The sequence below is a fragment of the Streptomyces sp. NPDC058662 genome (genome assembly GCF_042716255.1).
In the GTDB taxonomy this organism is placed as follows: domain Bacteria; phylum Actinomycetota; class Actinomycetes; order Streptomycetales; family Streptomycetaceae; genus Streptomyces.
The window spans coordinates 1-23,064 of the sequence record NZ_JBHXRU010000099.1; the positions used below are offsets into that span (position 1 = coordinate 1).

The 23,064-nt window shown below is 72.5% G+C and carries 17 protein-coding genes and 1 pseudogene; 8 read left to right on the top strand and 10 right to left on the bottom strand.

Annotated features, from left to right (window positions below; translation table 11 throughout):
• A pseudogene (locus ACFWUQ_RS26160) lies at positions 1-369 on the bottom strand (hypothetical protein); the annotation flags it as partial.
• A gap of 294 nt (positions 370-663) precedes the next feature.
• Between ACFWUQ_RS26160 and ACFWUQ_RS26165 the strand changes: the two are divergent.
• The 5 genes from ACFWUQ_RS26165 (at position 664) to ACFWUQ_RS26185 (ending at position 9,656) form a co-directional block, all read left to right on the top strand.
• A complete protein-coding gene (locus tag ACFWUQ_RS26165; RefSeq protein ID WP_384542628.1) occupies positions 664-2,718 on the top strand; it encodes a thioredoxin domain-containing protein in 2,055 nt (684 codons plus the stop codon).
• A gap of 243 nt (positions 2,719-2,961) precedes the next feature.
• On the top strand, positions 2,962-4,308 hold the full coding sequence (locus ACFWUQ_RS26170; RefSeq protein WP_384542631.1) for a glycosyltransferase: 1,347 nt from the start codon (positions 2,962-2,964) through the stop codon (positions 4,306-4,308).
• A 5-nt stretch (positions 4,309-4,313) separates the two neighbouring features.
• Positions 4,314-6,032, top strand: coding sequence for an ArnT family glycosyltransferase (locus ACFWUQ_RS26175; RefSeq protein WP_384542671.1), 1,719 nt, complete (start codon positions 4,314-4,316; stop codon positions 6,030-6,032).
• Between the two features lie 6 nt (positions 6,033-6,038).
• Positions 6,039-7,223 carry a glycosyltransferase gene (locus ACFWUQ_RS26180; RefSeq protein ID WP_384542634.1) on the top strand — a complete coding sequence of 395 codons (1,185 nt, stop codon included), beginning with the start codon at positions 6,039-6,041 and terminating at the stop codon, positions 7,221-7,223.
• Positions 7,224-7,244: 21 nt separating this feature from the next.
• The gene (locus ACFWUQ_RS26185) at positions 7,245-9,656 is read left to right on the top strand and encodes a galactose oxidase-like domain-containing protein (RefSeq protein WP_384542637.1); all 2,412 of its coding nucleotides are present in this window, start codon (positions 7,245-7,247) and stop codon (positions 9,654-9,656) included.
• 84 nt (positions 9,657-9,740) lie between these two features.
• Here the strand turns inward: ACFWUQ_RS26185 and ACFWUQ_RS26190 are convergent, their stop codons facing one another.
• Positions 9,741-10,358, bottom strand: a complete 618-nt coding sequence (locus tag ACFWUQ_RS26190; protein WP_384542674.1) for a hemolysin III family protein — start codon at positions 10,356-10,358, stop codon at positions 9,741-9,743.
• 340 nt (positions 10,359-10,698) lie between these two features.
• Between ACFWUQ_RS26190 and ACFWUQ_RS26195 the strand changes: the two genes are divergently transcribed.
• Positions 10,699-12,528: a phosphoenolpyruvate carboxykinase (GTP) gene (locus ACFWUQ_RS26195; RefSeq protein WP_384542640.1), complete on the top strand. Its 1,830-nt coding sequence runs from the start codon at positions 10,699-10,701 to the stop codon at positions 12,526-12,528.
• A 76-nt stretch (positions 12,529-12,604) separates the two neighbouring features.
• Here the strand turns inward: ACFWUQ_RS26195 and ACFWUQ_RS26200 are convergent, their stop codons facing one another.
• The 4 genes from ACFWUQ_RS26200 to ACFWUQ_RS26215 are packed head-to-tail and all read right to left on the bottom strand — an operon-like array spanning position 12,605 to position 17,277.
• Complete coding sequence (locus tag ACFWUQ_RS26200; RefSeq protein WP_384542643.1) at positions 12,605-13,225, bottom strand: hypothetical protein; 621 nt, start codon at positions 13,223-13,225, stop codon at positions 12,605-12,607.
• Positions 13,212-14,846, bottom strand: coding sequence for a substrate-binding domain-containing protein (locus tag ACFWUQ_RS26205; protein WP_384542645.1), 1,635 nt, complete (start codon positions 14,844-14,846; stop codon positions 13,212-13,214). Before ACFWUQ_RS26205 ends, ACFWUQ_RS26200 begins: the two co-directional genes overlap by 14 nt.
• Entirely contained in the window at positions 14,843-16,189 is a 1,347-nt protein-coding gene (locus tag ACFWUQ_RS26210; RefSeq protein ID WP_384542648.1) for a toxic anion resistance protein, read from the bottom strand. Before ACFWUQ_RS26210 ends, ACFWUQ_RS26205 begins: the two co-directional genes overlap by 4 nt.
• The gene (locus ACFWUQ_RS26215) at positions 16,186-17,277 is read right to left on the bottom strand and encodes a hypothetical protein (RefSeq protein ID WP_384542650.1); all 1,092 of its coding nucleotides are present in this window, start codon (positions 17,275-17,277) and stop codon (positions 16,186-16,188) included. Before ACFWUQ_RS26215 ends, ACFWUQ_RS26210 begins: the two co-directional genes overlap by 4 nt.
• 143 nt (positions 17,278-17,420) lie before the next feature.
• Here ACFWUQ_RS26215 and ACFWUQ_RS26220 point away from each other — a divergent pair, with 143 nt between their 5' ends.
• Entirely contained in the window at positions 17,421-17,921 is a 501-nt protein-coding gene (locus tag ACFWUQ_RS26220) for a hypothetical protein (protein ID WP_384542653.1), read from the top strand.
• 45 nt (positions 17,922-17,966) lie between these two features.
• Here the strand turns inward: ACFWUQ_RS26220 and ACFWUQ_RS26225 are convergent, their stop codons facing one another.
• The 3 genes from ACFWUQ_RS26225 to ACFWUQ_RS26235 form a co-directional block, all read right to left on the bottom strand.
• Positions 17,967-18,782 (bottom strand): RDD family protein, encoded by an 816-nt coding sequence (locus ACFWUQ_RS26225; RefSeq protein WP_384542655.1) that lies wholly within the window; start codon positions 18,780-18,782, stop codon positions 17,967-17,969.
• A gap of 280 nt (positions 18,783-19,062) precedes the next feature.
• Complete coding sequence (locus ACFWUQ_RS26230; protein WP_384542658.1) at positions 19,063-19,455, bottom strand: hypothetical protein; 393 nt, start codon at positions 19,453-19,455, stop codon at positions 19,063-19,065.
• 95 nt (positions 19,456-19,550) lie between these two features.
• Positions 19,551-20,762: a pyridoxal phosphate-dependent aminotransferase gene (locus ACFWUQ_RS26235; RefSeq protein ID WP_384542661.1), complete on the bottom strand. Its 1,212-nt coding sequence runs from the start codon at positions 20,760-20,762 to the stop codon at positions 19,551-19,553.
• 413 nt (positions 20,763-21,175) lie between these two features.
• Here ACFWUQ_RS26235 and ACFWUQ_RS26240 point away from each other — a divergent pair, with 413 nt between their 5' ends.
• On the top strand, positions 21,176-21,388 hold the full coding sequence (locus ACFWUQ_RS26240; RefSeq protein WP_384542664.1) for a hypothetical protein: 213 nt from the start codon (positions 21,176-21,178) through the stop codon (positions 21,386-21,388).
• A gap of 98 nt (positions 21,389-21,486) precedes the next feature.
• Here the strand turns inward: ACFWUQ_RS26240 and ACFWUQ_RS26245 are convergent, their stop codons facing one another.
• Positions 21,487-22,842 carry a S28 family serine protease gene (locus ACFWUQ_RS26245; protein WP_384542667.1) on the bottom strand — a complete coding sequence of 452 codons (1,356 nt, stop codon included), beginning with the start codon at positions 22,840-22,842 and terminating at the stop codon, positions 21,487-21,489.
• Positions 22,843-23,064: the final 222 nt, after the last annotated feature.

The window sequence follows — 23,064 nt, forward strand, 5'->3', positions numbered from 1 at the left end:
CGCCGCGACCGCCCCCGCGACGCCGGCGGCGGCCCCCGCGGCCGCCGCCGTACCGGGTGCGACGCCGAGCGCGAGGTCCGCGCCGAAGGCGGTGGCGGCCGCGACGGCGGTGGCCAGCAGCGCCGTCGGGGTGTTGCCGCGCCGGAGGGCCTCGCCGAGCGACTCCTCGCCGGCGGCCGCCTCGTCCAGGGCGTGCACGTAGCTCTCGTACTCCGGCGCGGCGCTCGCGGCGAGCGCGTCCAGAGCCTCCCTGCCGCGCGCCAGAAGTGCCTCCCTGCCGACGGACGAGCCCGCCGCACCGTGCCGCAGCTCCTCGTCCACCGCCCGCACCAGCAGCCGCTCGGCCTCACCGCGATGGCTGTCCCGCATCGGCATCCCCCTCAGAGAGCTCGGGCAACGAGCCCCAAGTGTCCAGCGGGGCACACGCGAGCGTGAGGAATCTGAGCAGGATCAGAGGAAGCGCACCGACCGGCGGCCGCTACGGTTCGAAAACCCCAACTCCCGTTGCGGGGGGCTTATATGACGTCACGGAAGGTGCGCGTACGCACACGGGTCGGCGGCCGTCCGCCCGGTGGGCGCCGCCCGCGAGCCGCGCGGGCCCGGGAAGGCGCACCGGGCGCCGGGATCGCGGAACGCGGAGAGCCGGTGCGGCAGGATGGCCCCATGCCGAACCGCCTCGCGAACGAGACCTCCCCCTACCTCCTCCAGCACGCGGACAATCCCGTCGACTGGTGGCCCTGGTCCCCGGAGGCCTTCGCGGAGGCCCGGGAGCGGGGGGTGCCGGTGCTCCTGAGCGTCGGCTACTCCTCCTGCCACTGGTGCCACGTCATGGCGCACGAGTCCTTCGAGGACGATCAGGCCGCCGCTTTCATGAACGAGCACTTCGTCAACATCAAGGTGGACCGCGAGGAGCGGCCCGACATCGACGCCGTCTACATGGAGGCCGTGCAGGCCGCCACCGGCCAGGGCGGCTGGCCCATGACCGTCTTCCTCACCCCCGAGGCCGAGCCGTTCTACTTCGGCACCTACTTCCCGCCCGAGCCGCGGCACGGCATGCCCTCCTTCACGCAGGTCCTCGACGGCATCCGGACGGCCTGGGTGGGGCGGCCCGAGGAGGTCGCGGAGGTCGCGCAGCGGATCGTACGGGAGCTCTCCGGCCGGCAGTTGGACTACGGGAAGGCCGCCGCGCCCGGGCCGGAGGAGCTGGCGCAGGCGCTGCTCGGGCTGACCCGGGAGTACGACGCCACGCGCGGCGGCTTCGGCGGGGCGCCGAAGTTCCCGCCGTCCATGGTGCTGGAGTTCCTGCTGCGCCACCACGCCCGCACAGGGTCGCAGGGCGCGCTGCAGATGGCCGTCGACACCTGCGAGGCGATGGCCCGCGGCGGGATCTACGACCAGCTCGGCGGCGGCTTCGCCCGGTACTCCGTGGACCGCGAGTGGGTCGTGCCCCACTTCGAGAAGATGCTGTACGACAACGCCCTCCTGTGCCGGGTGTACGCCCACGCGTGGCGGGCGACGGGCTCCGACCTGGCGCGGCGCGTGGCTCTGGAGACGGCCGACTTCATGGTCCGGGAGCTGCGCACGGACCACGGCGGTTTCGCCTCCGCGCTCGACGCGGACAGCGAGGAGCCGGGCACCGGCGCGCACGTCGAGGGGGCGTACTACGCCTGGACCCCGGCCGAGCTGCGGGAGGTGCTCGGGGAGTCCGACGGGGATCTGGCGGCCGCGTACTTCGGAGTGACCGAGGAAGGCACCTTCGAGCACGGGAAGTCGGTGCTCCAGTTGCCCCAGGACGGCCCCGTCGTGGAGGCCGGGCGGATCGCGGGCATCAAGGAGCGGCTGCTCGCGGCGCGGGGCCGCAGGCCCGCGCCCGGGCGGGACGACAAGGTCGTCGCCGCCTGGAACGGGCTGGCGATCGCGGCCCTCGCCGAGTGCGGGGCCTTCTTCGACCGGCCCGACCTGGTGGAGCGGGCGACCGAGGCCGCGGACCTCCTGGTGCGTGTGCACATGGACGGGCGGGCCAGGCTGGCGCGGACCAGCAAGGACGGCCGGGTCGGTGCGAACGCCGGTGTGCTGGAGGACTACGGCGACGTGGCGGAGGGCTTCCTCGCCCTCGCCGCCGTCACGGGGGAGGGGGTCTGGCTGGAGTTCGCCGGCTTCCTCGCCGACCTGGTCCTGGACCGGTTCACCGCCGAGGACGGCTCGCTGTACGACACCGCGCACGACGCCGAGCAGCTGATCAGGCGGCCGCAGGACCCCACCGACACGGCGGCCCCGTCCGGCTGGACGGCCGCCGCCGGCGCCCTGCTCTCGTACGCCGCGCACACCGGCTCGGAGGCCCACCGCACCGCCGCCGAGCGGGCGCTGGGCGTGGTGCACGCGCTCGGTCCGCGCGTCCCGCGCTTCATCGGGCACGGGCTGGCGGTCGCGGAGGCGCTGCTGGACGGGCCGCGGGAGGTCGCCGTCGTCGGCCACCCCGACGACCCGGCGCGGGCGGAGCTCCACCGGACCGCGTTGCTGGGGACGGCTCCCGGGGCGGTGGTGGCGGTCGGCCTGCCGCGCGCGGCGGACGGCAGTGGAGGGGAGTTCCCCCTTCTGGCCGAGCGCACGCTGGTGCACGACGTCCCGACGGCGTATGTGTGTCGACATTTCGTCTGCGCGCGGCCTACGACGGATCCGGTCGAGCTGGGGGAGCAGTTGGGGATGGTTCGTCCCTGAAGTGACCGGAGTACCGACAATTCCGCTTAGTCGTACACCAGTTCAGATACGCGGTTTTTATCCGGGCAGTACCTGACTTTCATCCGGGCTGCCTAACCTCATGTCTTCGGGAGCAACCGAGACGGCGCACTGGGGGGTGCGCCCGAGGGGGAAGCGGAGGCGGCGGGCCGGGGGGCCCGCCGCGAGCCTCCGGGGGGATCAGTGACAGCCGCCTGGGGTTGCGGCACGTCTGTGGGGGACAATTTGTACACCTCTGTGTTCATTTCTGCGACATCGCTCGCACTCTTCTGGATGGCCGCCTTCACCCTCTGGTGGCAGATGCACGCCTGGCGGACACCGGAGACGCTCGCCGCCACCCGCTTCGACCGTCCCGACGGGGGCGGCCGGCTGGCCTTCTCCCTGCTGCTGCCCGCCCGCCACGAGCAGGCGGTCCTGGAGCACACCATCGACCGGCTCCTGGAGTCGACCCACACCGACTACGAGATCATCGTGATCGTCGGCCACGACGACCCCGGGACCGCGGCGGTCGCCGAACGGGCCGCCGCCCGCGCGCCGGGCCTGGTCCGCGTCGTCGTCGACCACCACGAGGCCAAGAACAAGCCCAAGGCCCTCAACACCGCCCTCCCGCACTGCCGGGGCGACATCGTCGGGGTCTTCGACGCCGAGGACCAGGTCCACCCCGAGCTCCTCGCCCACGTCGACCACGCCTTCCGCTCCACGGGAGCCGACGTGGTCCAGGGCGGGGTCCAGCTCATCAACTTCCACTCCAGCTGGTACAGCCTGCGCAACTGCCTGGAGTACTTCTTCTGGTTCCGCTCGCGGCTGCACCTGCACGCCGAGAAGGGCTTCATCCCGCTCGGCGGCAACACCGTCTTCGTGCGCACCGAGGTGCTCCGCGAGGCGGACGGCTGGGACGGGAACTGCCTGGCCGAGGACTGCGACCTGGGCGTGCGGCTGTCGTCGGTCGGCAAGAAGGTGGTGGTCGCGTACGACTCCGACATGGTCACCCGCGAGGAGACGCCCGGCTCGCTGATGAGCCTGCTCAAGCAGCGCACCCGCTGGAACCAGGGCTTCCTGCAGGTGTACCGGAAGAAGGACTGGCGGCAGCTGCCCGGGCGCGGTCAGCGCTGGCTCGCCCGCTACACGCTGATGACGCCGTTCATGCAGGCGGCGTCCGGCGTGATCATCCCGGTCAACTTCGCCGTCGCGGTCTTCCTCGACGTACCGGTCGGCGTCGCGATCATCACCTTCCTGCCCATGATCACGGCGCTGGTGACCTTCGTGTTCGAGATCGTCGGACTGCACGACTTCGGCCGCCAGTACGGGCTGCGCATCCGCTTCGTGCACTACCTCAAGCTCGTCGTCGGGGGCCCCTTCTACCAGGTGATGCTCGCCGGCGCCGCGATCCGCGCCGTCTGGCGCGAGCAGCGCGGGCGCAACGAGTGGGAGCTCACCAGCCACACCGGCGCCCACCTCACGGCCGCGTCCGGCGGGTCCGCCGCATCCGCCGCGCCCGCCGCACCGGGCGGGTCCGCCGCCGCCACGGGGTCCACCGCATCCGCCGCGATCCGAGAGGACAGCCGCCAGTGACCGCCATCCTGCCCACGGCCACTGATCCCCATCCCCGACCCGGTGCCGCGGGGACGGCGACCGCCACCACCGCCACCGCGACCACAGCCACGGCGCCACCCGAGCGTGCCGACCGCCCCGACCGCGACGACCTCCGCGGAGCAGCGGTCCGGCCGCCCGCTCCCGCCCGGCCCCTCGTCCGCTTCCGCTCCTCCCGCCCCGACCTCCTGCTGTGCGGGGCCCTGCTGCTCGTGATCCTCCTCGTCCAGGGCTGGAACATCACCGCCTTCCCCACCCTCAGCGACGACGAGGGCACCTACCTCGCCCAGGCGTGGGCCGTCCAGCAGGGCGACGGCCTGGCCCACTACACGTACTGGTACGACCATCCGCCCCTCGGCTGGATCCAGCTCGCCGGCCTCACCTACCTGCCGTCCCTCGTCGTCCCCGAGTCGATGACCGTCGCGTCCATGCGGTTCGCGATGCTCGCCGTCTCCGCCGCCGCCTCCGTACTGATCTACGTCCTCGCGCGCCGGCTGTGGCTGCCGCGCTGGGCGGCCGGGCTCGCCATGGCGCTCTTCGGGCTGTCCCCGCTGTCCGTCGTGCTCCAGCGTGAGATCTTCCTCGACAACCTCGCCGTGATGTGGATCCTGCTGGCCTTCTGCCTCGCCGCGTCACCCAGCCGCCACCTGTGGCACCACTTCGGCTCCGGGCTGGCGGCCGCCACCGCCGTGCTCACGAAGGAGACGATGCTCGTGGTGCTCCCGGCGCTGCTGGTGACGATGTGGCGCCACAGCCACCGCGACACCCGCAAGTTCGCCGTCACCGGAGCCGTCACCGCCTGCGCCCTGATCGGGCTCTCGTACCCGCTCTTCGCCCTGCTCAACGGCGAACTGCTGCCCGGTGCCGGGCATGTCTCGCTGATCGACGGCATCACCTACCAGATGGGCCGCGAGGGCTCCGGTTTCATCCTCGACCCCGGCTCCGGCTCCCACGGCGTCCTGCGGTCCTGGCTGTACTACGACACCGTCCTCCCGCTCGGCGGCCTGGCCGGCGCCGTCCTGCTGCTCGCCACCGTGCGCTGGTCCGTGACCGCGCGGGCCCTGGCCGGCCCGGCGCTCGCGGTCGTCATCCTCGCCCTCGTCGCGATGCGCCCCTCGGGCTACCTCCCGGCGATGTACGTGATCCAGGCGGTGCCGTTCCTCGCGCTCGTCCTCGCCGGGGGCGCGGCCTCCGTCGCCCACGCCGTACTGCGCCGCCGTCGCCGCGCGGGCGAGCGCCGGGCGCTGGTGCACGGGCGCCGGGCGCTGGTCGGCGTACTCGCCGTGGCGGCGGCGGTGTACGTCCTGCCGCGGTGGTACGACGGCAACCGCACCGCGCTGACCGTCGACGCGAACGGCCCCTACCGGCAGGCCGCTGCCTGGCTGGGCAGCGGGGCCGCCGACCCCGGGAGCACGCGCATCCTGCTCGACGACGCGCTCTGGCTGGACGCCGTCCACCACGGCTTCGAGCCGGGACTCGGCGCCATCTGGTTCTACAAGGCCGACCTGGACCCCGCCGTCACCGCGACCCTGCCGCGCGGCTGGCGGGACATCGACTACGTGGTCTCCTCGCCCACGGTGCGCCGCGACGCCGCGGACCTGCCCAACGTGAAGGCCGCGCTGGAGCACTCGACCGCGGTCGCCGTCTTCGGCACCGGCGAGGACCGCATCGAGATACGCCGCACCGACCGCGAGAGTGGGAGCTGAGCCGCCATGAGCGAGGACCTGTGGGCCCTCCCTGCCCGGACCGGGACGGAGCCGACCGCTCCGCAGAGCCCGGCCGGCAGCGTCACCCTCATCATCCCGACCTACAACGAGGCCGCGAACATCGAGGAGTTGCTGCGCCGCCTGCGCGCCGCGCTCCCCGCCCACCTGCCCTGCGACGTGCTGTTCGTGGACGACTCCACCGACGACACTCCGGCCGTCATCGAGAAGGCCGCCCCGGAATGCGCCTTCCCCGTGGCCGTCCTGCACCGCGACACCGCCGAGGGCGGTCTCGGCGGCGCCGTCGTCGAGGGGGTGAAGCGGGCGGACACCGACTGGGTGGTGGTCATGGACGCCGACCTCCAGCACCCGCCGCACCTGGTCCCGGAGCTCATCGGCGAGGGCGTCCGTACGGGCGCCGACCTCGTCGTCGCCTCCCGCTACATCAGCGGCGGCAGCCGGGCCGGACTCGCCGGGAGCTACCGCGTCGCCGTCTCGCGCGGCGCCACCTGGCTCACCAAGGGCCTCTTCCCCCGCGCCCTGCACGGGATCAGCGACCCGATGAGCGGATTCTTCGCCGTGCGCCGCGCCGCGGTGACCTCCGCGGCACTGCGCCCGCTCGGCTACAAGATCCTGCTGGAACTGGCCGTGCGCTGCCGTCCCGCGAAGGTCGCGGAAGTGCCCTTCGTCTTCCAGGACCGCTTCGCCGGGGAGTCGAAGTCCACCGCCCGCGAGGGCCTGCGCTTCCTGTCCCACCTGGCCGCGCTGCGGTCCGCGACCCCGCTGGCCCGGATGATCGGCTTCGGCCTGATCGGTGCCTCCGGCTTCGTTCCCAACCTGGCCGCTCTCTGGCTGCTGACCCGCGCCGGTATGCACTACCTCCCGGCCGAGGTCGTCGCCAACCAGGCCGGCGTCCTGTGGAACTTCCTGCTCATCGAGGTCCTGCTGTTCCGGGACCGGCGGGGCCACCGCCACTGGGCGGACCGGATCGCGCGCTTCGCCCTGCTCGCCAACGCCGACCTGCTGCTGCGGCTGCCGCTGATCGCGGTGTTCGTCGCCACGTTCGGCATGGCGGTGCTGCCCGCCACGGCCCTCGCGCTGGCCACCACCTTCGTGCTGCGGTTCGCGGCCACCGAGGGGCTGGTCTACCTGCCGCGCACCGCGCGCAAGGCAGGCCGTCACACCAGGAGTTGAGCCGCACAGAAGGGACCTCTCATGCGTGGGAACATCCGGCGGAGGGCAAGGTGGCGCGCCGCCCTGCTCGCCGTCGGCGCGATGACCGCGGGCCTGCTGCTCACCGCACCGCAGCAGGCCACGGCCGGACCGCCCAATCTGCTCACCAACCCCGGTTTCGAGACCGCCGGCGGCGCCGGCTCCGACATGCCGTCCTGCTGGTCGAAGTCCGGCTGGGGCGACAACGACTTCACCTTCGCCACCGTCGCCGACGCCCGCACGGGCACCAAGGCGATGCGGGTCTCGCTCACCCGCCGGGTGGACGGCGACCGCAAGGCCCTGGTCACCGAGAGCACGGCCTGCGCGCCGAGCGTCAGCCCGGGCAAGCAGTACGACCTGTCGGCCTGGTACAAGTCGACCACCCCCGACGTGTCGGTCACGGTGTTCCGCCGGGACACCACGGCGGGCTGGCAGTACTGGACCGACCTGGCGAACCCCCCGGTCAGTGCCGGCTGGGCGCGCACGGAGGTCCGTACGCCGGTCGTCCCGCCGAACACCGACAAGATCGCGTGGGGCCTGTCCGTGTACGGGGTGGGCACGCTCACCACCGACGACTACGTGCTGGAGGAGGTGGGCGCGGCTCCGCCGCAGCCGGGCTGCTCGGGCACGGCGCAGGAGTGCGCCAAGGGCGCGTGGCAGGTGCTTCCCGCGCAGAACCCGGTGCGCTCCATGCACGCCGTGGTGCTGAGGAACGGGAAGGTGCTGCTGATCGCGGGTTCGGGCAACGACATCGCCCAGTTCAACGCGGGCACCTTCACCTCCGCCGTCTACGATCCGGCGAACGGCAGCTTCAGGACGGTCCCGACGCCGGTGGACATGTTCTGCTCGGGCCACGTGCAGCTGGCGGACGGCCGGGTGCTGGTGATGAGCGGGAACAAGGGCTACCCGTCCGCCGACGGCACCATCGGCTACCAGGGGCTCAAGGACTCGTTCCTCTTCGACCCGGCGACCGAGCAGTACACGCGGACGAACGACATGAACGGCGGGCACTGGTACCCGTCGGCGACGGTCCTCGGCAACGGGGACGTGATCTCCTTCGGCGGGCTGAAGGAGGACTCCACGGGCAACGTGACGGCGGAGCGGTTCTCGGCGGCGCAGGGCAGGTGGCTGCCGATGAACGAGGTCAATCAGACCTGGTCGTACTGGGGCCTCTACCCGTCGATGATCCTGATGCAGGACGGGCGGCTCTTCTACTCGGGCAGCCACACCTTCGGCAACGGGACGCCGGGCACCGGCGCGTCCGTCTACGACTACGACGCCAACACCATCACGGACGTGCCCGGCCTGCGCGGGAAGGACGAGCGCGACGAGTCCGCGAGCGTGCTGCTGCCCCCGGCCCAGGACCAGCGGGTCCTGACCGTCGGCGGCGGCAACAACGAGACCAACCCGGCCGCGAACAGGTTCACCGACATCATCGACCTGAAGCAGCCGAGCCCCGCCTACACGGCCGGCCCGGACCTCCCGCAGGGCCTGGTCGACCAGGGTTCGGGGAAGCGGCCGCAGACCGGCGCCGAGGGCAAGATGTACGTGTCCGCCGTGCTGCTGCCGGACGGCAAGGTGCTGGAGACGGGCGGGGCGCTGCACGACCGGGCGGACCCGGTCTTCGAGGCCTCGTTCTTCGACCCGGTGAGCAACACCTACCAGCCGGGGCTGGCGGCCGACCCGATCCCGCGGGGCTACCATTCGGCCTCGTTCCTGCTGCCCGACGGCCGGGTGATGTCCGTCGGCGACAACCCGGGCAACGGCACGTACAACCACAACGTGTCGGTCTACACGCCGCCGTACCTCTTCAAGGGGCCGCGCCCGCAGATCACCTCGGTGATCGACACGCAGTGGGTGTACGGGGACACGCAGCGGATCACCGTGAACCGCCCGGTCGCCAAGGCGGAGCTGATCCGGCCGGCGGCGGTCACGCACTCCTCGGACCCGAACCAGCGGTTCGTGGACCTGCCGATGACGGTGGACGGCAACCAGATCGACCTCAACGTCACCAGCAACCCGAACCTCGCGCCGCCCGGCTGGTACATGCTCTTCGCGGTCGACGCGAACGGCGTCCCCTCGATCGCGACCTGGATCCACCTGGGCGGACCGTCCGCCCTGGCCAGGACGGCCGCGCCGGCCGCGCACGAGCACACCTTCGCCGACAGGCTGGGGCCGCCGAAGGAGAACCCGGCCCGGCGGGACTCCGTACCCGTCGCGCCGAGTGTCGCCGGCTGCGACCGGCACTACGGCTCGGTCAACCTGTGCGTGCCGACCCGTTTCCCGGCGGAGGTGAAACCGACGACGCGGGCCCGCTGCGACTGGCTGGCCGCCCATCAGTACCCGAAGGGCATGAAGGTCCACGGCAGTGACCCGCTGCGTCTGGACCCGGACAAGGACGGCCGCGCCTGCTGATCGGCGCGGCCCCGACCGAAGACCCGACCCGCGCCGACCGCCCGGGCCCCGAACACGGGGGCCCGGGCGGTCGGCCGCGTGGTGTCAGTGCTGGTACGCGGCCAGCGAGATGCCGACGTAGTGGGCGACGAACGCCGCCAGCGTCAGGGAGTGGAAGACCTCGTGGAAGCCGAAGAAGCGCGGCGAGGGGTTGGGGCGCTTCATGCCGTAGATGACGCCGCCGACGCTGTACAGCAGGCCGCCGACGATCACCAGTACCAGGACGGCGATGCCGCCGGTGCGCATGAAGTCGGGCAGGAAGAAGACGGCCGCCCAGCCCATGGCGATGTAGCACGGGGTGTAGAGCCAGCGCGGGGCGCCGACCCAGAAGACGCGGAAGGCGATACCGGCCGCGGCCGCGATCCACACCGCCCACAGCAGGGTCCGCCCGGAGGAGGGGGGCAGCAGCAGGACGGTCAGCGGGGTGTAGGTGCCCGCGATGATGAGGAAGATGTTGGCGTGGTCGAGCCGCCGCAGGATCGCCTCGCCGCGCGGCCCCCAGGTGCCGCGGTGGTAGACCGCGCTGACGCCGAAGAGCATGCAGGCCGTGAGGATGTAGACCCCGCAGGCCACCCGGGCCCGGGTCGAGTCGGTGAAGGCCATCAGCACCAGGCCGGCGACGACCACGGCGGGGAACATCCCGGTGTGCAGCCAGCCGCGCATGAGCGGCTTGGCCTCCAGGGCGGTCTCGGCCGCTTCGACGGCCCGGACGATGGGGGAGGCCTCGGCGGCCGGTGCGTCGGCCGGGGCGGAGGCCGGCGAGGCGGTGGCGTCAGAAGTCATGGTCCACATGCTACCTACGGGTCCGTAGCTTTCCGTTGGTCCTCTTTACGGAAGATTGACGGACGTGGCGATGCTCACGTGAGAGGCCCCCTGGACATATGCGCACATGCACCGGATGATCAGATGAGTGCGGTCGGCACCGGATGAGCGGAGCGCGAAGCGTCCGGGTCGCAGCCCCCACGGGGCATACACCAAACGAACCCCTCAACAAGGAGCAATCGTGGCGCGCGACAACGCGGCTCCCACCAGTTCGACCCTCCCCACCCGGCATGCGGAGCTGATCTCCTGGGTGGACGAGATCGCAGCCCTCACCCAGCCCGACCGCGTCGTCTGGTGCGACGGCTCCGAGGCCGAGTACGAGCGCCTGTGCGAGGAGCTCGTCGCCAAGGGGACGTTCAAGAAGCTCGACGAGGCGAAGCGCCCGAACTCGTACTACGCCGCCTCCGACCCCTCCGACGTCGCGCGCGTCGAGGACCGGACCTTCATCTGCTCCGAGAAGGAGGAGGACGCGGGCCCCACGAACCACTGGAAGGCCCCTTCGGAGATGAAGGACGTCTTCGCGGGCGAGCAGGGCATCTTCCGCGGCTCCATGAAGGGCCGGACGATGTACGTCGTCCCGTTCTGCATGGGCCCCCTCGGCTCCGAGCTCTCCGCGATCGGCGTCGAGATCACCGACTCCGCCTACGTCGCCGTCGCGATGCGCACCATGACCCGCATGGGCAAGCCCGTCCTCGACGAGCTCGGCACGGACGGGTTCTTCGTCAAGGCCGTCCACACCCTCGGCGCTCCGCTCGCCGAGGGCCAGGCTGACGTGCCGTGGCCGTGCAACACCACCAAGTACATCTCGCACTTCCCCGAGAGCCGCGAGATCTGGTCCTACGGCTCCGGCTACGGCGGCAACGCCCTGCTCGGCAAGAAGTGCTACGCCCTGCGCATCGCGTCCGTCATGGCCCGCGACGAGGGCTGGCTGGCCGAGCACATGCTGATCCTCAAGCTCACCCCGCCGCAGGGCGGGCCGAAGTACGTCGCGGCGGCGTTCCCGAGCGCCTGCGGCAAGACCAACCTGGCCATGCTGGAGCCCACGATCTCCGGCTGGACCGTCGAGACCATCGGCGACGACATCGCCTGGATGCGCTTCGGCGAGGACGGTCGCCTCTACGCGATCAACCCCGAGGCCGGCTTCTTCGGCGTCGCCCCCGGCACCGGCGAGCACACCAACGCCAACGCCATGAAGACGATGTACGCGAACACCGTCTTCACCAACGTCGCGCTCACCGACGACGGCGACGTCTGGTGGGAGGGCATGACGGAGGAGACTCCCGCCCACCTCACCGACTGGAAGGGCAACGACTGGACCCCGAGCAGCGGGACTCCGGCGGCCCACCCCAACGCCCGCTTCGCCGTCCCGGCCTCGCAGTGCCCGACGATCGCGCCCGAGTGGGAGGACCCCAAGGGCGTCCCGATCTCCGCGATCCTCTTCGGCGGCCGCCGCGCCTCCGCCGTGCCGCTGGTCACCGAGTCCTTCGACTGGAACCACGGCGTCTTCATCGGCTCGAACATCGCCTCCGAGAAGACCGCCGCCGCCGAGGGCAAGGTCGGCGAGCTGCGCCGCGACCCCTTCGCCATGCTGCCGTTCTGCGGCTACAACATGGGCGACTACATGGGCCACTGGGTCAAGGTCGGCGCCGACAAGGACCAGTCCAAGCTCCCGAAGATCTACTACGTGAACTGGTTCCGCAAGAACGAGGCCGGCGCCTTCGTGTGGCCCGGCTTCGGCGAGAACAGCCGCGTCCTGAAGTGGATCGTCGAGCGCCTCGACGGCACCGCCGAGGGCGTCGAGACCCCCATCGGCATCCTGCCGACCGTCGCGTCCCTGGACACCGACGGCCTGGACCTGCCGGCCGCCGACCTGGAGTTCCTGCTCTCGGTCGACAAGGAGGTCTGGCGCGAGGAGGCCGCCCTGGTGCCCGAGCACCTCAACACCTACGGCGACCACACTCCCAAGGAGCTGTGGGACCAGTACCACGCGCTCGTCGAGCGCCTGGGCTGACCGCCCGCCCCGCTACCGGGGCCATGAACGTGGGAGCCCCCGACCAAGCGGTTCCCACCGCGGCACACGGCCGCCCTCAGGAGCGTCCGCGCTCCTCCAGGTAGGCCGTGTGCGTCCGCTGACGGCGGGCCTCTGCTTCGCGGAGGTCCGCCGTCAGCTTCTCCGCCTCCTCGGACAGCACCGCCAGCTGCCGCTCCAGGTGCTGCTCGGACGACTCGCCGCCCGGGTTCCACCGCGTCCACCACCGGGTCCGGTGGTACGTGTCCACGCACTCCGGCACGTCCAGCCGGATCGCCCGGTCCAGCGCGTGCACCGCCTCCGGGTCCACGGCCAGCACCTCGGCCGCCCACCCCGGATCCAGCAGCGCCTCGTACAGCTCCAGCAGCGCGGCCAGCTTCCCGCCGACCGGCGCCGGCCCCGCCTCGGCCAGGTACTCCCGCAGCCGGGCGAGGTTCTCCCGTACGAGGGCCAGCTGCTCGTGCGGGTCCGGCAGGTCCGGGACGGGCGGCCGCTCCGGCGGGGCGATCAGCGCGCCCGCCCCGTACAGCGCGGCGACGACCACCGGCCAGTGGGCGCCGGCCCCGCCCGCAAGGGCCAGGCCCACCCCGGCCACCCCGCAGGCCGAGCCCGCCAGGTTCTTGCGCGACGCGACGTAGCCGAGCACCGCGCCGCCCCCGGCGCCCCTACTGGTAGCCACGGATCTCCTCGAAGGCGCCGTCCAGGGAGCCGTTGCCGTCGGTGGCGTCGAACAGCCGGCCGCCCGTCAGCTCCGTGATGCGGGTGAGCTCCGCCCGGTCCGAGTCGCCGAACAGCACCGCGAAGACGGGAGTGTGCTTCCGGCCCTCGGGCAGCGAGGCGTAGAAGGAGTCGAAGTCCGCCGCCTTGTCCCCGCTGCGCCCGTCCGTCATCAGCACGATCGACGTGAACGCGTCCACGTCCCCTTTCCCCAGGTGCTGGTAGGCCGCCTTCAGGCTGCCGTACACCGCCGTACCCCCCGCCGGTTCCAGTGCCTTCACGTCACCGCGGATCGCGTCCAGCGCGGGCCCGGGACCGCCCGGCTCCACGACATGCGTCAGGACCTTCTTCACCGTGTCGCCGAAGGGCAGCAGCGTCACCTCCTCGCGGTCCCGGAAGCGCTGCCCGGTGCCCGACGTACCGCTTCCCGTCAGGTCGGTGAGCGCCGCCTTCAACCGCCCGATGCGGTCCCCCTCGGCCATCGAGCCCGAGGTGTCCAGCACGTACACCGTGCGCGAGGGGCGGCGCAGCTCGTTCTCGTACGAGGCCAGCAACCCGTCGGCGACCGCACGCGAGCCGGGGAAGGGCAGCTCGCGCCGCTTGTCGGCGGCCAGCCCGGCGGCAGGCGCCACCCCGGCCGCCACCGGACGGCGCAGCGTCCGCTCGGTGATCACCCGCTGCGCGTCCGCGCCGCGCAGGTACTCCGTCAGGACCCGGCCCGACTCGCGCGCGGCCGCGGACGCCGAGGTCAGGAGCGTCAGCGGGTAGGAGGCGGTGACCACCCCGTCCCGGGGCCGGATCACGGTCAGCGGCTCCCGCCCGTCCTTCGCCTCCCGCGCGTCCCGGTTCATGGACAGCAGCACCGACTCGTAGTTGACCAGCGCGTCCACGTCCCCGCGCTTGGCGTAGGCGTCGGCCAGCCAACCGGAGGAACCGGAGGTCAGCTTCTGTCCGGCGAAGAACTCCTTGAGCCGGGGCGCGGCCGCCTTCACGTCCGCGTCGGTCAGCGCCGCCTGCGCCCCCGACAGCCCGGAGGCCACCGAGACCAGGGCGGAGAAGCCGGAGTTGGACCGTACCGGGTCCGTCATCCCGTACGACAGCCTCCCGGCGACCACCGCCTCGTGCACCGCCGGCCAGGTGACCTCATCGGGCTTCCAGCCGAGCCGGGCCAGTGTCTGCGGCCGGACCCCGAGGGCGACGGGCGAGGACATCACGGGGGTCTCGTTGGCGAGCCTCCCCGCCGCCTCCGGGCGCAGCCGCAGGTAGTCGTTGGAGGAGAGCCAGATCGCGTCGTACGCCCCCTCCGCCTTCCCCGAGGCGACCTGCTCGGCGGCGTCCAGGGTGCCGGTCAGGCTCAGCTCGACGGCGACCCCGGTGGCGGCCTCGGCGGCCTCCAGCACCGGCTCCATGTCCGAGAGCTCACTGGAGGCCAGGATCCGCAGGGTCCCCTCCGGGCGCGCTCCGGGCTTCGCCGGCCCGGGTCCCTCGGCCCCGGGCGAGGTGCAGCCGGCCGCCGCCGCGAGCACGGCGAGGGCGAGCCCGGCGACGGCGGTACGCGCGGTACGGCGCGCGGCGCGCCTCATCGGGCGCCGCCGTCCAGGAAGCCCGCGGTACGGGCGCGGTCCGGGGTGCCTGCGGTTCGGCCGCCGCGGTCCGGTGGCGTGCCTGCCGTACGCGCGCCGCGGTCCGGCGGCGTGCCTGCCGTACGGGCGCCGCCGTCCCGGGTGCCCGCGGTGGGGGCGCCGTTCTCCGGGGTGCCCGCGGTGCGGGCGCGCGCGAGGTGCGCGGACGCCGTCCGCAGCTCCCCGGCCAGCGACTCCACGGTGGCGGCCATGTTCCGCGTCGCCTCCACCTTGAAGGTGTCGATCGCGTCGAGGGTGCGGTAGATCTGTGCGAAGGCCTCCCGCAGCGTCTGCGCGCCCACCGCCGGATCGGCCGCGATCCGCTGGACCTCGCCGCTCTGCGAGGCGAGCATCTCCGCGTTTCCCCGGATCAGGTCCTCGGTGGTACCGCGCAGGCTGTCGACCTGCTCGGTCACCCTGCGCTGGTGCTCCAGGGCCGAGGCCAGCATCACGGCGATCCGCAGCGCGGCCACGGTGGTCGTGGCCGCCCGGTCGACGCCCTTGATCAGCTCGTCGTTGGTGCGCCGCACCACGTCCATTGCCAGGTACCCCTGCGCGCACACGGCCAGCTGGGTCAGGAGGTCCTGATGCTTCTGCCGGACCGGGAAGAGCACGTCCGCCCGCATCGCGTCGGCCTGCCCGGGGTCCGAGCGGGCGGCCTCGGCGATCCGCTGCTCGACGGCCGCGTCCAGCGCCTCGGTGAGCACCGCGTACTCCTGGAGCCTGCCCATCGTTTCCCACAACCCGGCCCGCTCGGTGTGCAGGGCGGCGTTGTCGCGCCGCAGTTCGTCCTGGCCGCTCCGCAGCGCGCCGACGATCCGGTTCAAGGTCGCTTGCGAGGAGGCGTACGCGGCCACGTGGTCGCGGAAGCGGCTGCCGCCCGGCAGCTTCGCGAGCAGCTTGCGGACCCCGGTGCCCGGGGTGTCGCGCGGGTCGAGGTCCTCCACGGTGCGGCGCAGTTCGACGAGCGAGCCGGCGACCCGGGACGGGACGTCGCCGCCGGCGGAGCCCAGGGAGCGCACGGCGCGCTCCAGCATCCGGTTGGACTGCTGGGCGGCGCCGCGGATGTCGGCGGAGCCGAGTGCGGCTATCTCGCCGATCCGGGCCGCGAACTCGGGGGAGCGGGCGTCGATCCCGTCGAGCGAGCCGACGTACTCCCCGGCCCGGCGGGCCATCTCCTCGTGCACGCCGTCCTGGAGCGGGACCAGGCCGCGGGCCTGCTCGCGGCGGACGGGAGCAACGGGTTCGGGAGGGGTCAGTACGAAGGTGCCGTCGGTCCCGCCGGCGGTCGGTAGGTGTGTCACGGTGCGTCCCCCTGGCCCTTGGCGCGCTGGGCCAGCGCCATCAGGATCTTGACGGTGGGTGTGCCGACCTGGCGGATGCCGGTCAGTGAGGGGTTGAGGAAGCCGGTGTGCGGGGAGGTCGCGGCCCCGAACTCGGCCACGCCGTCCTGCGGGCGGAATCCGCGCTGCACGGCGAGGTCGCGCAGCGCGGGATCAGTGGCGAGCAGGGTGCCGAGCTCGCGGGCGGCGTCGTTCAGCGGGACGAAGGTGTGGGCGGTGTTGACGGTGGTGTCCGGGTAGAGCACGACCATGTCGCCCGGGTCCTGCCGCTGGAGCAGCAGGGAGGCCACCTGCGACTCGTAGACCAGGATCAGCGGTTCGCCGCTGCCGCTGAGGAAGGCTCGGAAGGGGTCGTCGGTGCTGGGTTCCAGGGCGCCCTGGACGGAGATCAGCTTGCGCATCAGGGGCGCGGTGCGGGCGATCGCGGCGTCGTCGGCGACGACGTTGCCGCCGTTGGCGACGTTGGAGGCGGCCGCGAGGAAGAGGGCGCCGGAATTGGAGGTGGCCGGGTCGGTGGTCTTGATGAACACGGTTCCGGTGAGCTCGGCGTAGGCGCCGGAGCCGGCCAGCTGCTGCCAGGTGCGGTCCTCGGCGGCGGCCTTGAGGAACGGGGCCATCAGGAGGGTGCCGGTGTTCTTGCCGTTCAGCTTCACCAGTCCGTTGTCGGCCAGCACTCGCGCGGCGTGGGAACGGGCGATGACGGCGAGCGGGGAGAAGAAGGGCTTGGTCTCCTGAGCCCCCTTGAGGCCGGCCGCGGCGGCCACTTCCTTGGCGGGCTCGCTGCTGCTGGGGAAGGCGAAGTCGAAGTCCTGGAGCGAGAGTTGGTCCATCGCCCAGGACCCGGAGGTCTCCGTCCTCACGGTGTAGCCCCGGTCTGCCAGGGCTTTGACGACGTCGGGGTCGCGGAAGAAGTCGGACTTCTCCGAACCGATGACGCCACGCACGGTCTTCGTTGCCGCGGGTTCCGGGTCCTGCCCCTGGAGAAGGGCGACGGCGGCGGAGCCGCCGATCAGGAGGAGGCCCAGGATGATTCCTAGGATGCGTCTCACGGGTGCAGCGTGCTCGCGGAAACCCACATTCCGCGGGGAGTCGCATGAACGGCGGGTGTCCAGGCGGTCCCACTTCGAAATGCTGTCTGGGCCCGTGGGTGCTGGTGGCGGCGGCGGCCGCCCGGGAGGATCGTCGCATGGGCGTGAGCGCGTTGAAGTGGCAGGGCTGGCTGGTGGGCCTGGTGACGCTGGCCGGGCTGCTGGTGTTCGCCCCGCTGGGGCTGTACGTGTGGGCCAGCGGCGGCGGGCCGCGGGAGCCGGCGCCGCGGGCGGCGGTGGAGGACGTACGGGTCACCGGTTGCCGAATCGATCCGGCGAGCCGGCGCGTGGTGGCCGCGGTGGAGGCGGCCGGGCGGCCGCAGGGACCCGGCGGGTACCTCGTCACGGTCGAGTTCCGCGAGTCGCAGCAACCCGACCCGGCGGGACGGGCGGCCCAGTCCCTGGTCAGGATCCCGGGCGTGGCCCCGGGGGCGACGGAGCGGGGCGAGGCGGTCGGCCCGGTCTGGCCGGTGGCGACGGTCCCGTGGTGCGGGGTCGCGGAAGCGGAGTTCAGCGCCGACGAGGCCGCGCCGCCGGGAGCCGCGCCGGGAGCCGTGCCGGGAGCCGTGCCGGGAATCACGCCGGGATTCGCGCCCGGGGGCTGATCCCGTCATGGGAGCCCCCCGGCGGGACTCCCGGGGCGGTCCGGCTCAGCGGTGGTGGTGGTCGGTCGCCGCGGTGACGACGACGGTGCCGCACACCTTGTCGGCCAAGGTCTGCTTCTTCTCGTCCCACAGCGGCCAGAGCCAGCCGAGGTAGCAGGCGAGACTGTCCAGGGCGTGCGCCAGCTTGCGGACGAAAGCCATGCCGAAGCCGAGCGGACGGCCGTCGCGCTCGCGCAGCAGGCTGATTCCGACGATCTTCTTGCCGGTGCTCTGACCGCGGGAACCCTCCAGGTAGAGCTGGAAGACGGCCATGACGAAGCCGTACAGCATCCCGACGCCGCCGAGCAGCCCGGGCTCGTCCGGGTTGTCGCTGGTGGCGATGTCGGTGAAGGCCAGGGCCAGCATCGGGCCGAAGATCACCAGGGAGTCCAGCAGGTGGGCGCCGAGCCGCAGCCCCCAGTGCGCGAGGCCCGGTATCCCGGGCGACGGGTACGCCCCGTACGGCTGGGACGGGTACGCCCCGTACGGCGGCGGCGCCTGCGGGGGGTACCCGTACGGCGGCGGCGCCTGCGGAGGCTGCCCGTACGGCGGCGGCGCCTGCTGCGGATACCCGTACGACGGGGGTGCTTGCGGGGGCTGCCCGTACGGCGCGGAGGCCTGCGCGGGGCCGCCGTGCGGGGGGTACCCGTACGGCGGGGGCGCCTGCTGCGGATACCCGTACGGCGGGGGCGTGTCGGTGGAGGCGGGCTGCGGGTAACCGTACTGCGGGGGTACGCCCTGGGGTGCCTGCTGGGGGTGGCCGGGCGGCGGCCCCGGCGGGGGCTGCTGACCGTGGGGGTGGTGCGGGTCGCCGAAGCTCATGGCGAGGTGTCTCCAGAGGGCGCGGGCGGGGCGGCTACGGGATGCCGCGGCCGTGCGGGAGCCGCCCGCGCGAGCGGTCGCCCCGTACTGCCGCGATCTTGCGGCCCTCATCGTGTGCGGAGCACAGCCTCTTGTCCAACTCGCCCCCGCCGGGCCCGGCTCAGCGCGGTCTGCCCAGCCCGGACCGCCCGCGAGTGCGGGCCCCGGCGCCGCGTACCGCCGAGCCCCGGTAGGGACATGGCGCCCGGTCCGGAGCCTCCGCGGCCCCGGACCGGGGCCGTCAGTGGGCGCCGGCCAGGTCCAGGGACTCCAGGGCGGCGGCGTGGGTGTCCATCGAGCGGGCGGCGAGGATCGCGACCGTGGTGTCGGCGCGGGACGCGGCGACGAGCAGCGCACGCGCGGCGAGGTCGTGCGCACGCTGGTGCAGTGCGGCCCGGTCCCCGGCGGCGCCCCGCGGGGCGCGGGGGGGCTGCGCTCCGCGCAGCCGGGCCACCTGGGCGGCGATCTCGGCGGCGCTCTCCGCGAGGCCGAGTTCGTCGGTCACGGCGAGCAGCGCGCCGAGGTGTCCGGCGAGCTGGATGTCCAGCGCTTCGGCGCGGCTGCTGTGCGGGTAGTCGGTCCGGCTGCCGCCCATGCGGTGGACGACCGACTTGGTGCGGATCGGCTCGTACATGAGGAGGCCTCCTGCGTGGTCAGGAGACCATCCTACATTGGATCTGTTCTAAAGTTGAGTTGGATCCTGCGAGCTGCGGTCACCCCCGCCCGGGGTCAGGGCTGACCGTAACCGCCGAGGAAGTTACCGATCCGGGTCACCGCGTCGGTCAGGTCCTTGGCGTTCGGGAGCGTCACGATGCGGAAGTGGTCGGGCTCGGGCCAGTTGAAGCCCGTCCCGTGCACCACCATGATCTTCTCGGCCCGCAGCAGGTCGAGGACCATCTGCCGGTCGTCCTTGATCTTGTACACGGAGGGGTCGAGCTTCGGGAAGAGGTACAGCGCGCCCTTGGGCTTGACGCAGGTGACGCCGGGGATGCGGGTCAGGGCCTCGTACGCCGCGTCGCGCTGCTCCAGCAGCCGTCCGCCGGGCAGCACCAGGTCCACGATGGACTGCCGCCCGCCGAGGGCGGTGGCGACCGCGTGCTGCGAGGGCATGTTGGCGCAGAGCCGCATGTTCGCCAGGATCGTCAGGCCCTCGATGTACGAGGAAGCGTTCTTCTTCGGTCCGCAGACCGCCATCCAGCCGGCCCGGTAGCCTGCGACGCGGTAGTTCTTGGAGAGCCCGTTGAACGTGAGGGTGAGCAGGTCCGGCGCGATGGCGGCGGTGTTGGTGTGCGTGGCGCCGTCGTACAGGATCCGGTCGTAGATCTCGTCCGAGCAGACGATCAGGTTGTGGCGGCGCGCGATGTCCGTGAGCCCGCGCAGCATCTCGTCGTCGTAGACGGCGCCGGTCGGGTTGTTCGGGTTGATGATCACGATCGCGCGGGTGCGGTCGGTGACCTTGCGCTCGATGTCGGCGAGGTCCGGCATCCAGTCGGCCTGCTCGTCGCAGCGGTAGTGCACGGCCGTGCCGCCCGCGAGCGAGACGGAGGCGGTCCACAGTGGGTAGTCGGGCGCCGGGACCAGCACCTCGTCGCCGTCGTCCAGCAGGGCCTGCATCGACATCTGGATCAGCTCGGAGACGCCGTTGCCGAGGTAGATGTCCTCGACGTCCAGGTCGATGCCCTTGGTCTGGTAGTGCTGCATGACCGCGCGGCGCGCGGACAGCAGCCCCTTCGCGTCCCCGTAGCCGTGGGCGTTGCCCAGGTTGCGGAGCATGTCCTCAAGGATCTCCGGCGGGCACTCGAAGCCGAAGGCCGCGGGGTTGCCGGTGTTGAGCTTGAGGATGCGATGACCTGCTGCTTCGAGCCGCATCGCCTCTTCGAGCACGGGGCCGCGGATCTCGTAGCAGACATTGGCGAGTTTCGTTGACTGGATCACCTGCATGACGGGAGCTTACGGGGCCGGGCGCGGCCGTGCGGGGTCATTTGCACCGCGCGAGGGGCGGGGGATATGTCCCACTTCGGGCAATGGGTGGGTGGCGGCGCGCTCCACCCTTGGAATCCGGGGCCGGCCCCGCGCTCCGGCTACGGAATGGGAGGGCCCCCGAGCTCACTGGAACCCCGGTGTTGCGCTCGTCACCCCGCCACCCCCGCACCCCCACTGGGGGGTTCTGTGCCGGCCGGTGCCGTTCACGCCCGGTGCGAGTGCGGGGCTGGGGGTTCGGGACTGAGTACGGGGCCTGAGTACGCGCACTCATGCGGCGTGCCTCGGGGGCGTAGAGGCTGGTCCGCGGGAACCAGCCGGGATATGGGCGCGTACCGAGGGGCGGCGGATCGGTGGAGTTTGTGGTCGGTGACATGGAGATCACCACGGTCGGAACGGACGGGGACGATCGGGCGATCGAATTCCTTGTGGCGACCGAAGGGGCCGACGTGGACGGACACTTCGTGATCCACCGGGAGCACGGCCAGGGCTGGGAGACCGCCCGCCTCACGGTCGACCCGGAGTCGGGCGCCGTCCCCGTGGCCGCGGTGGAATGGGCGGTGGAATTCGCCCGCGAGTACCTCTGAGGCCGGGCCCGCCCCACCGGCGGGGGAGGGGCGGATCAGCGCGGCCCCACCGCCCCGGCGGCGTCGGGAGCCCTGTTGCCGCCGGACACCCGGGGCCGCTACTCATGGCCCGAGCCGCGCTCCGGGGCCGCGTGGCCCGCCCAGCGGTACAGCGCGGCCGTGGCCTTCGCGGCGTCCTCGGGACGCAGGCCGGCTATGGAGACGCGGTGGTTGGCGGCGGGTACCTCGAAGAGGTGGGAGTCGCGCGTGCCCCTGCCCAGCCGGAAGGGCTCGGCTACCGCGACGTCGTTCTCGCCGTTGACGAACAGGAGCGAGCTGCCGCGGTGGCGAACCCAGCGGTCGATGTCCGCCATCGCGCCTGGCTGGAACCGCATAGGGATGTCCCGCGGCACGTACGTGCGGATCTCCTGGATGCCCGGGTGGCGCAGCAGCCCGTCCAGGTGCGGGGCGGCGAACTGCGGGTATCCGAGCTGGGTACCCAGTTGGTAGAAGTACGGCGTCACGGTGCTCAGGGCCTGGTCGGTGTAGACGGGCAGGTGGGTGACCTCGGTGACCCAGGCGTAGAGGGCGTCGTCCGTGTCCGCCGCGGTGGGTATCGACGCGCAGTCCTTCTCGGACCGGTACATCCAGAACATCATCGGCAGTCGCAGGACGGCGAGTTCGAACGCGCGGTCCGTGCTGCCCAGGGTCGCGAACGTCTTCCGCTCGCCTTCGGCCCACCGGCCGAACCGCTCCGTCATCGCCGTGCGTCGTATCAGCGCCTCCCGTTGGACGGTCCTGATCGCGGTGCGGCACTCCTCGGTCCCGACCTGCTGGAGGCGGGCGTCGTACGCGGTGTCGTCCCGGTCGTCGGTGTTGTTGGGGGCGGAGTAGGCGACCGTGCCCGCCACGTCGTCCGGATAGAACCGGCGGTGGTAGACGGCTGTCATCCCGCCCTTGCTGCCGCCGGTGGAGATCCAGGGGCCGCGGTACACCTCCTTGAGTGCGGTGACGAGGCGGTGGTGGTCGGTGGCCGCCTGCCAGATGGTGAGCTTCGTCCAGTCCGGGTCGGCGGGCCGGGACGTCCCGAAGAACCGCTGCTCGGTGGTTATCTGATTGGCGTCCAGTAACGTCGTCGGTTCGGTCGGCCGCTGCGGTGACGACCCCAACTCGTACCCGCTGGAGTAGAGCACCACGGGGCGCCGGGTCGTCTTGTGCACCAGCGTCAGCCGTTGCTCGAACGAGTCACCGCCGCCGTGCCGGTGGTCGACCGGTTGCCGGTAGGCCAGGTCCAGGACGATCTGGTCCGGGGCGGCGGCGGGTCGTTCGCCGAGCACGCGCATGCCGGGTACGGCCTCGATCCGGGCGCGGATGTCGCCGTCCGGCGGCTGTGCCATGGCCGGGGCGGACAGCCCGGGAGTCGTCAGAGCGGTCATCAGGAGCAGGGTCACCAGGCGCTTCGTCGTCTTCTTCATGCCTCCAGACAACCGTGCGCCGTGGGGGCGTCGGATCCCCCGAGCGTGGAAGCCGTCTCCCCCGCACGGGGGGAGACAACCGGCGCCCGCCTCGCGTACCGCGCACGCTCGGGAGCAGGAAACCGCGGCCCCCGCGGCGGGGCGCCGAGCACGCCCGCTCACCACGGGACCCGCCCGGCCCGGCCGCTCGGTGGCGGGCCGCCGCGAGCGCCGGCCTGGACG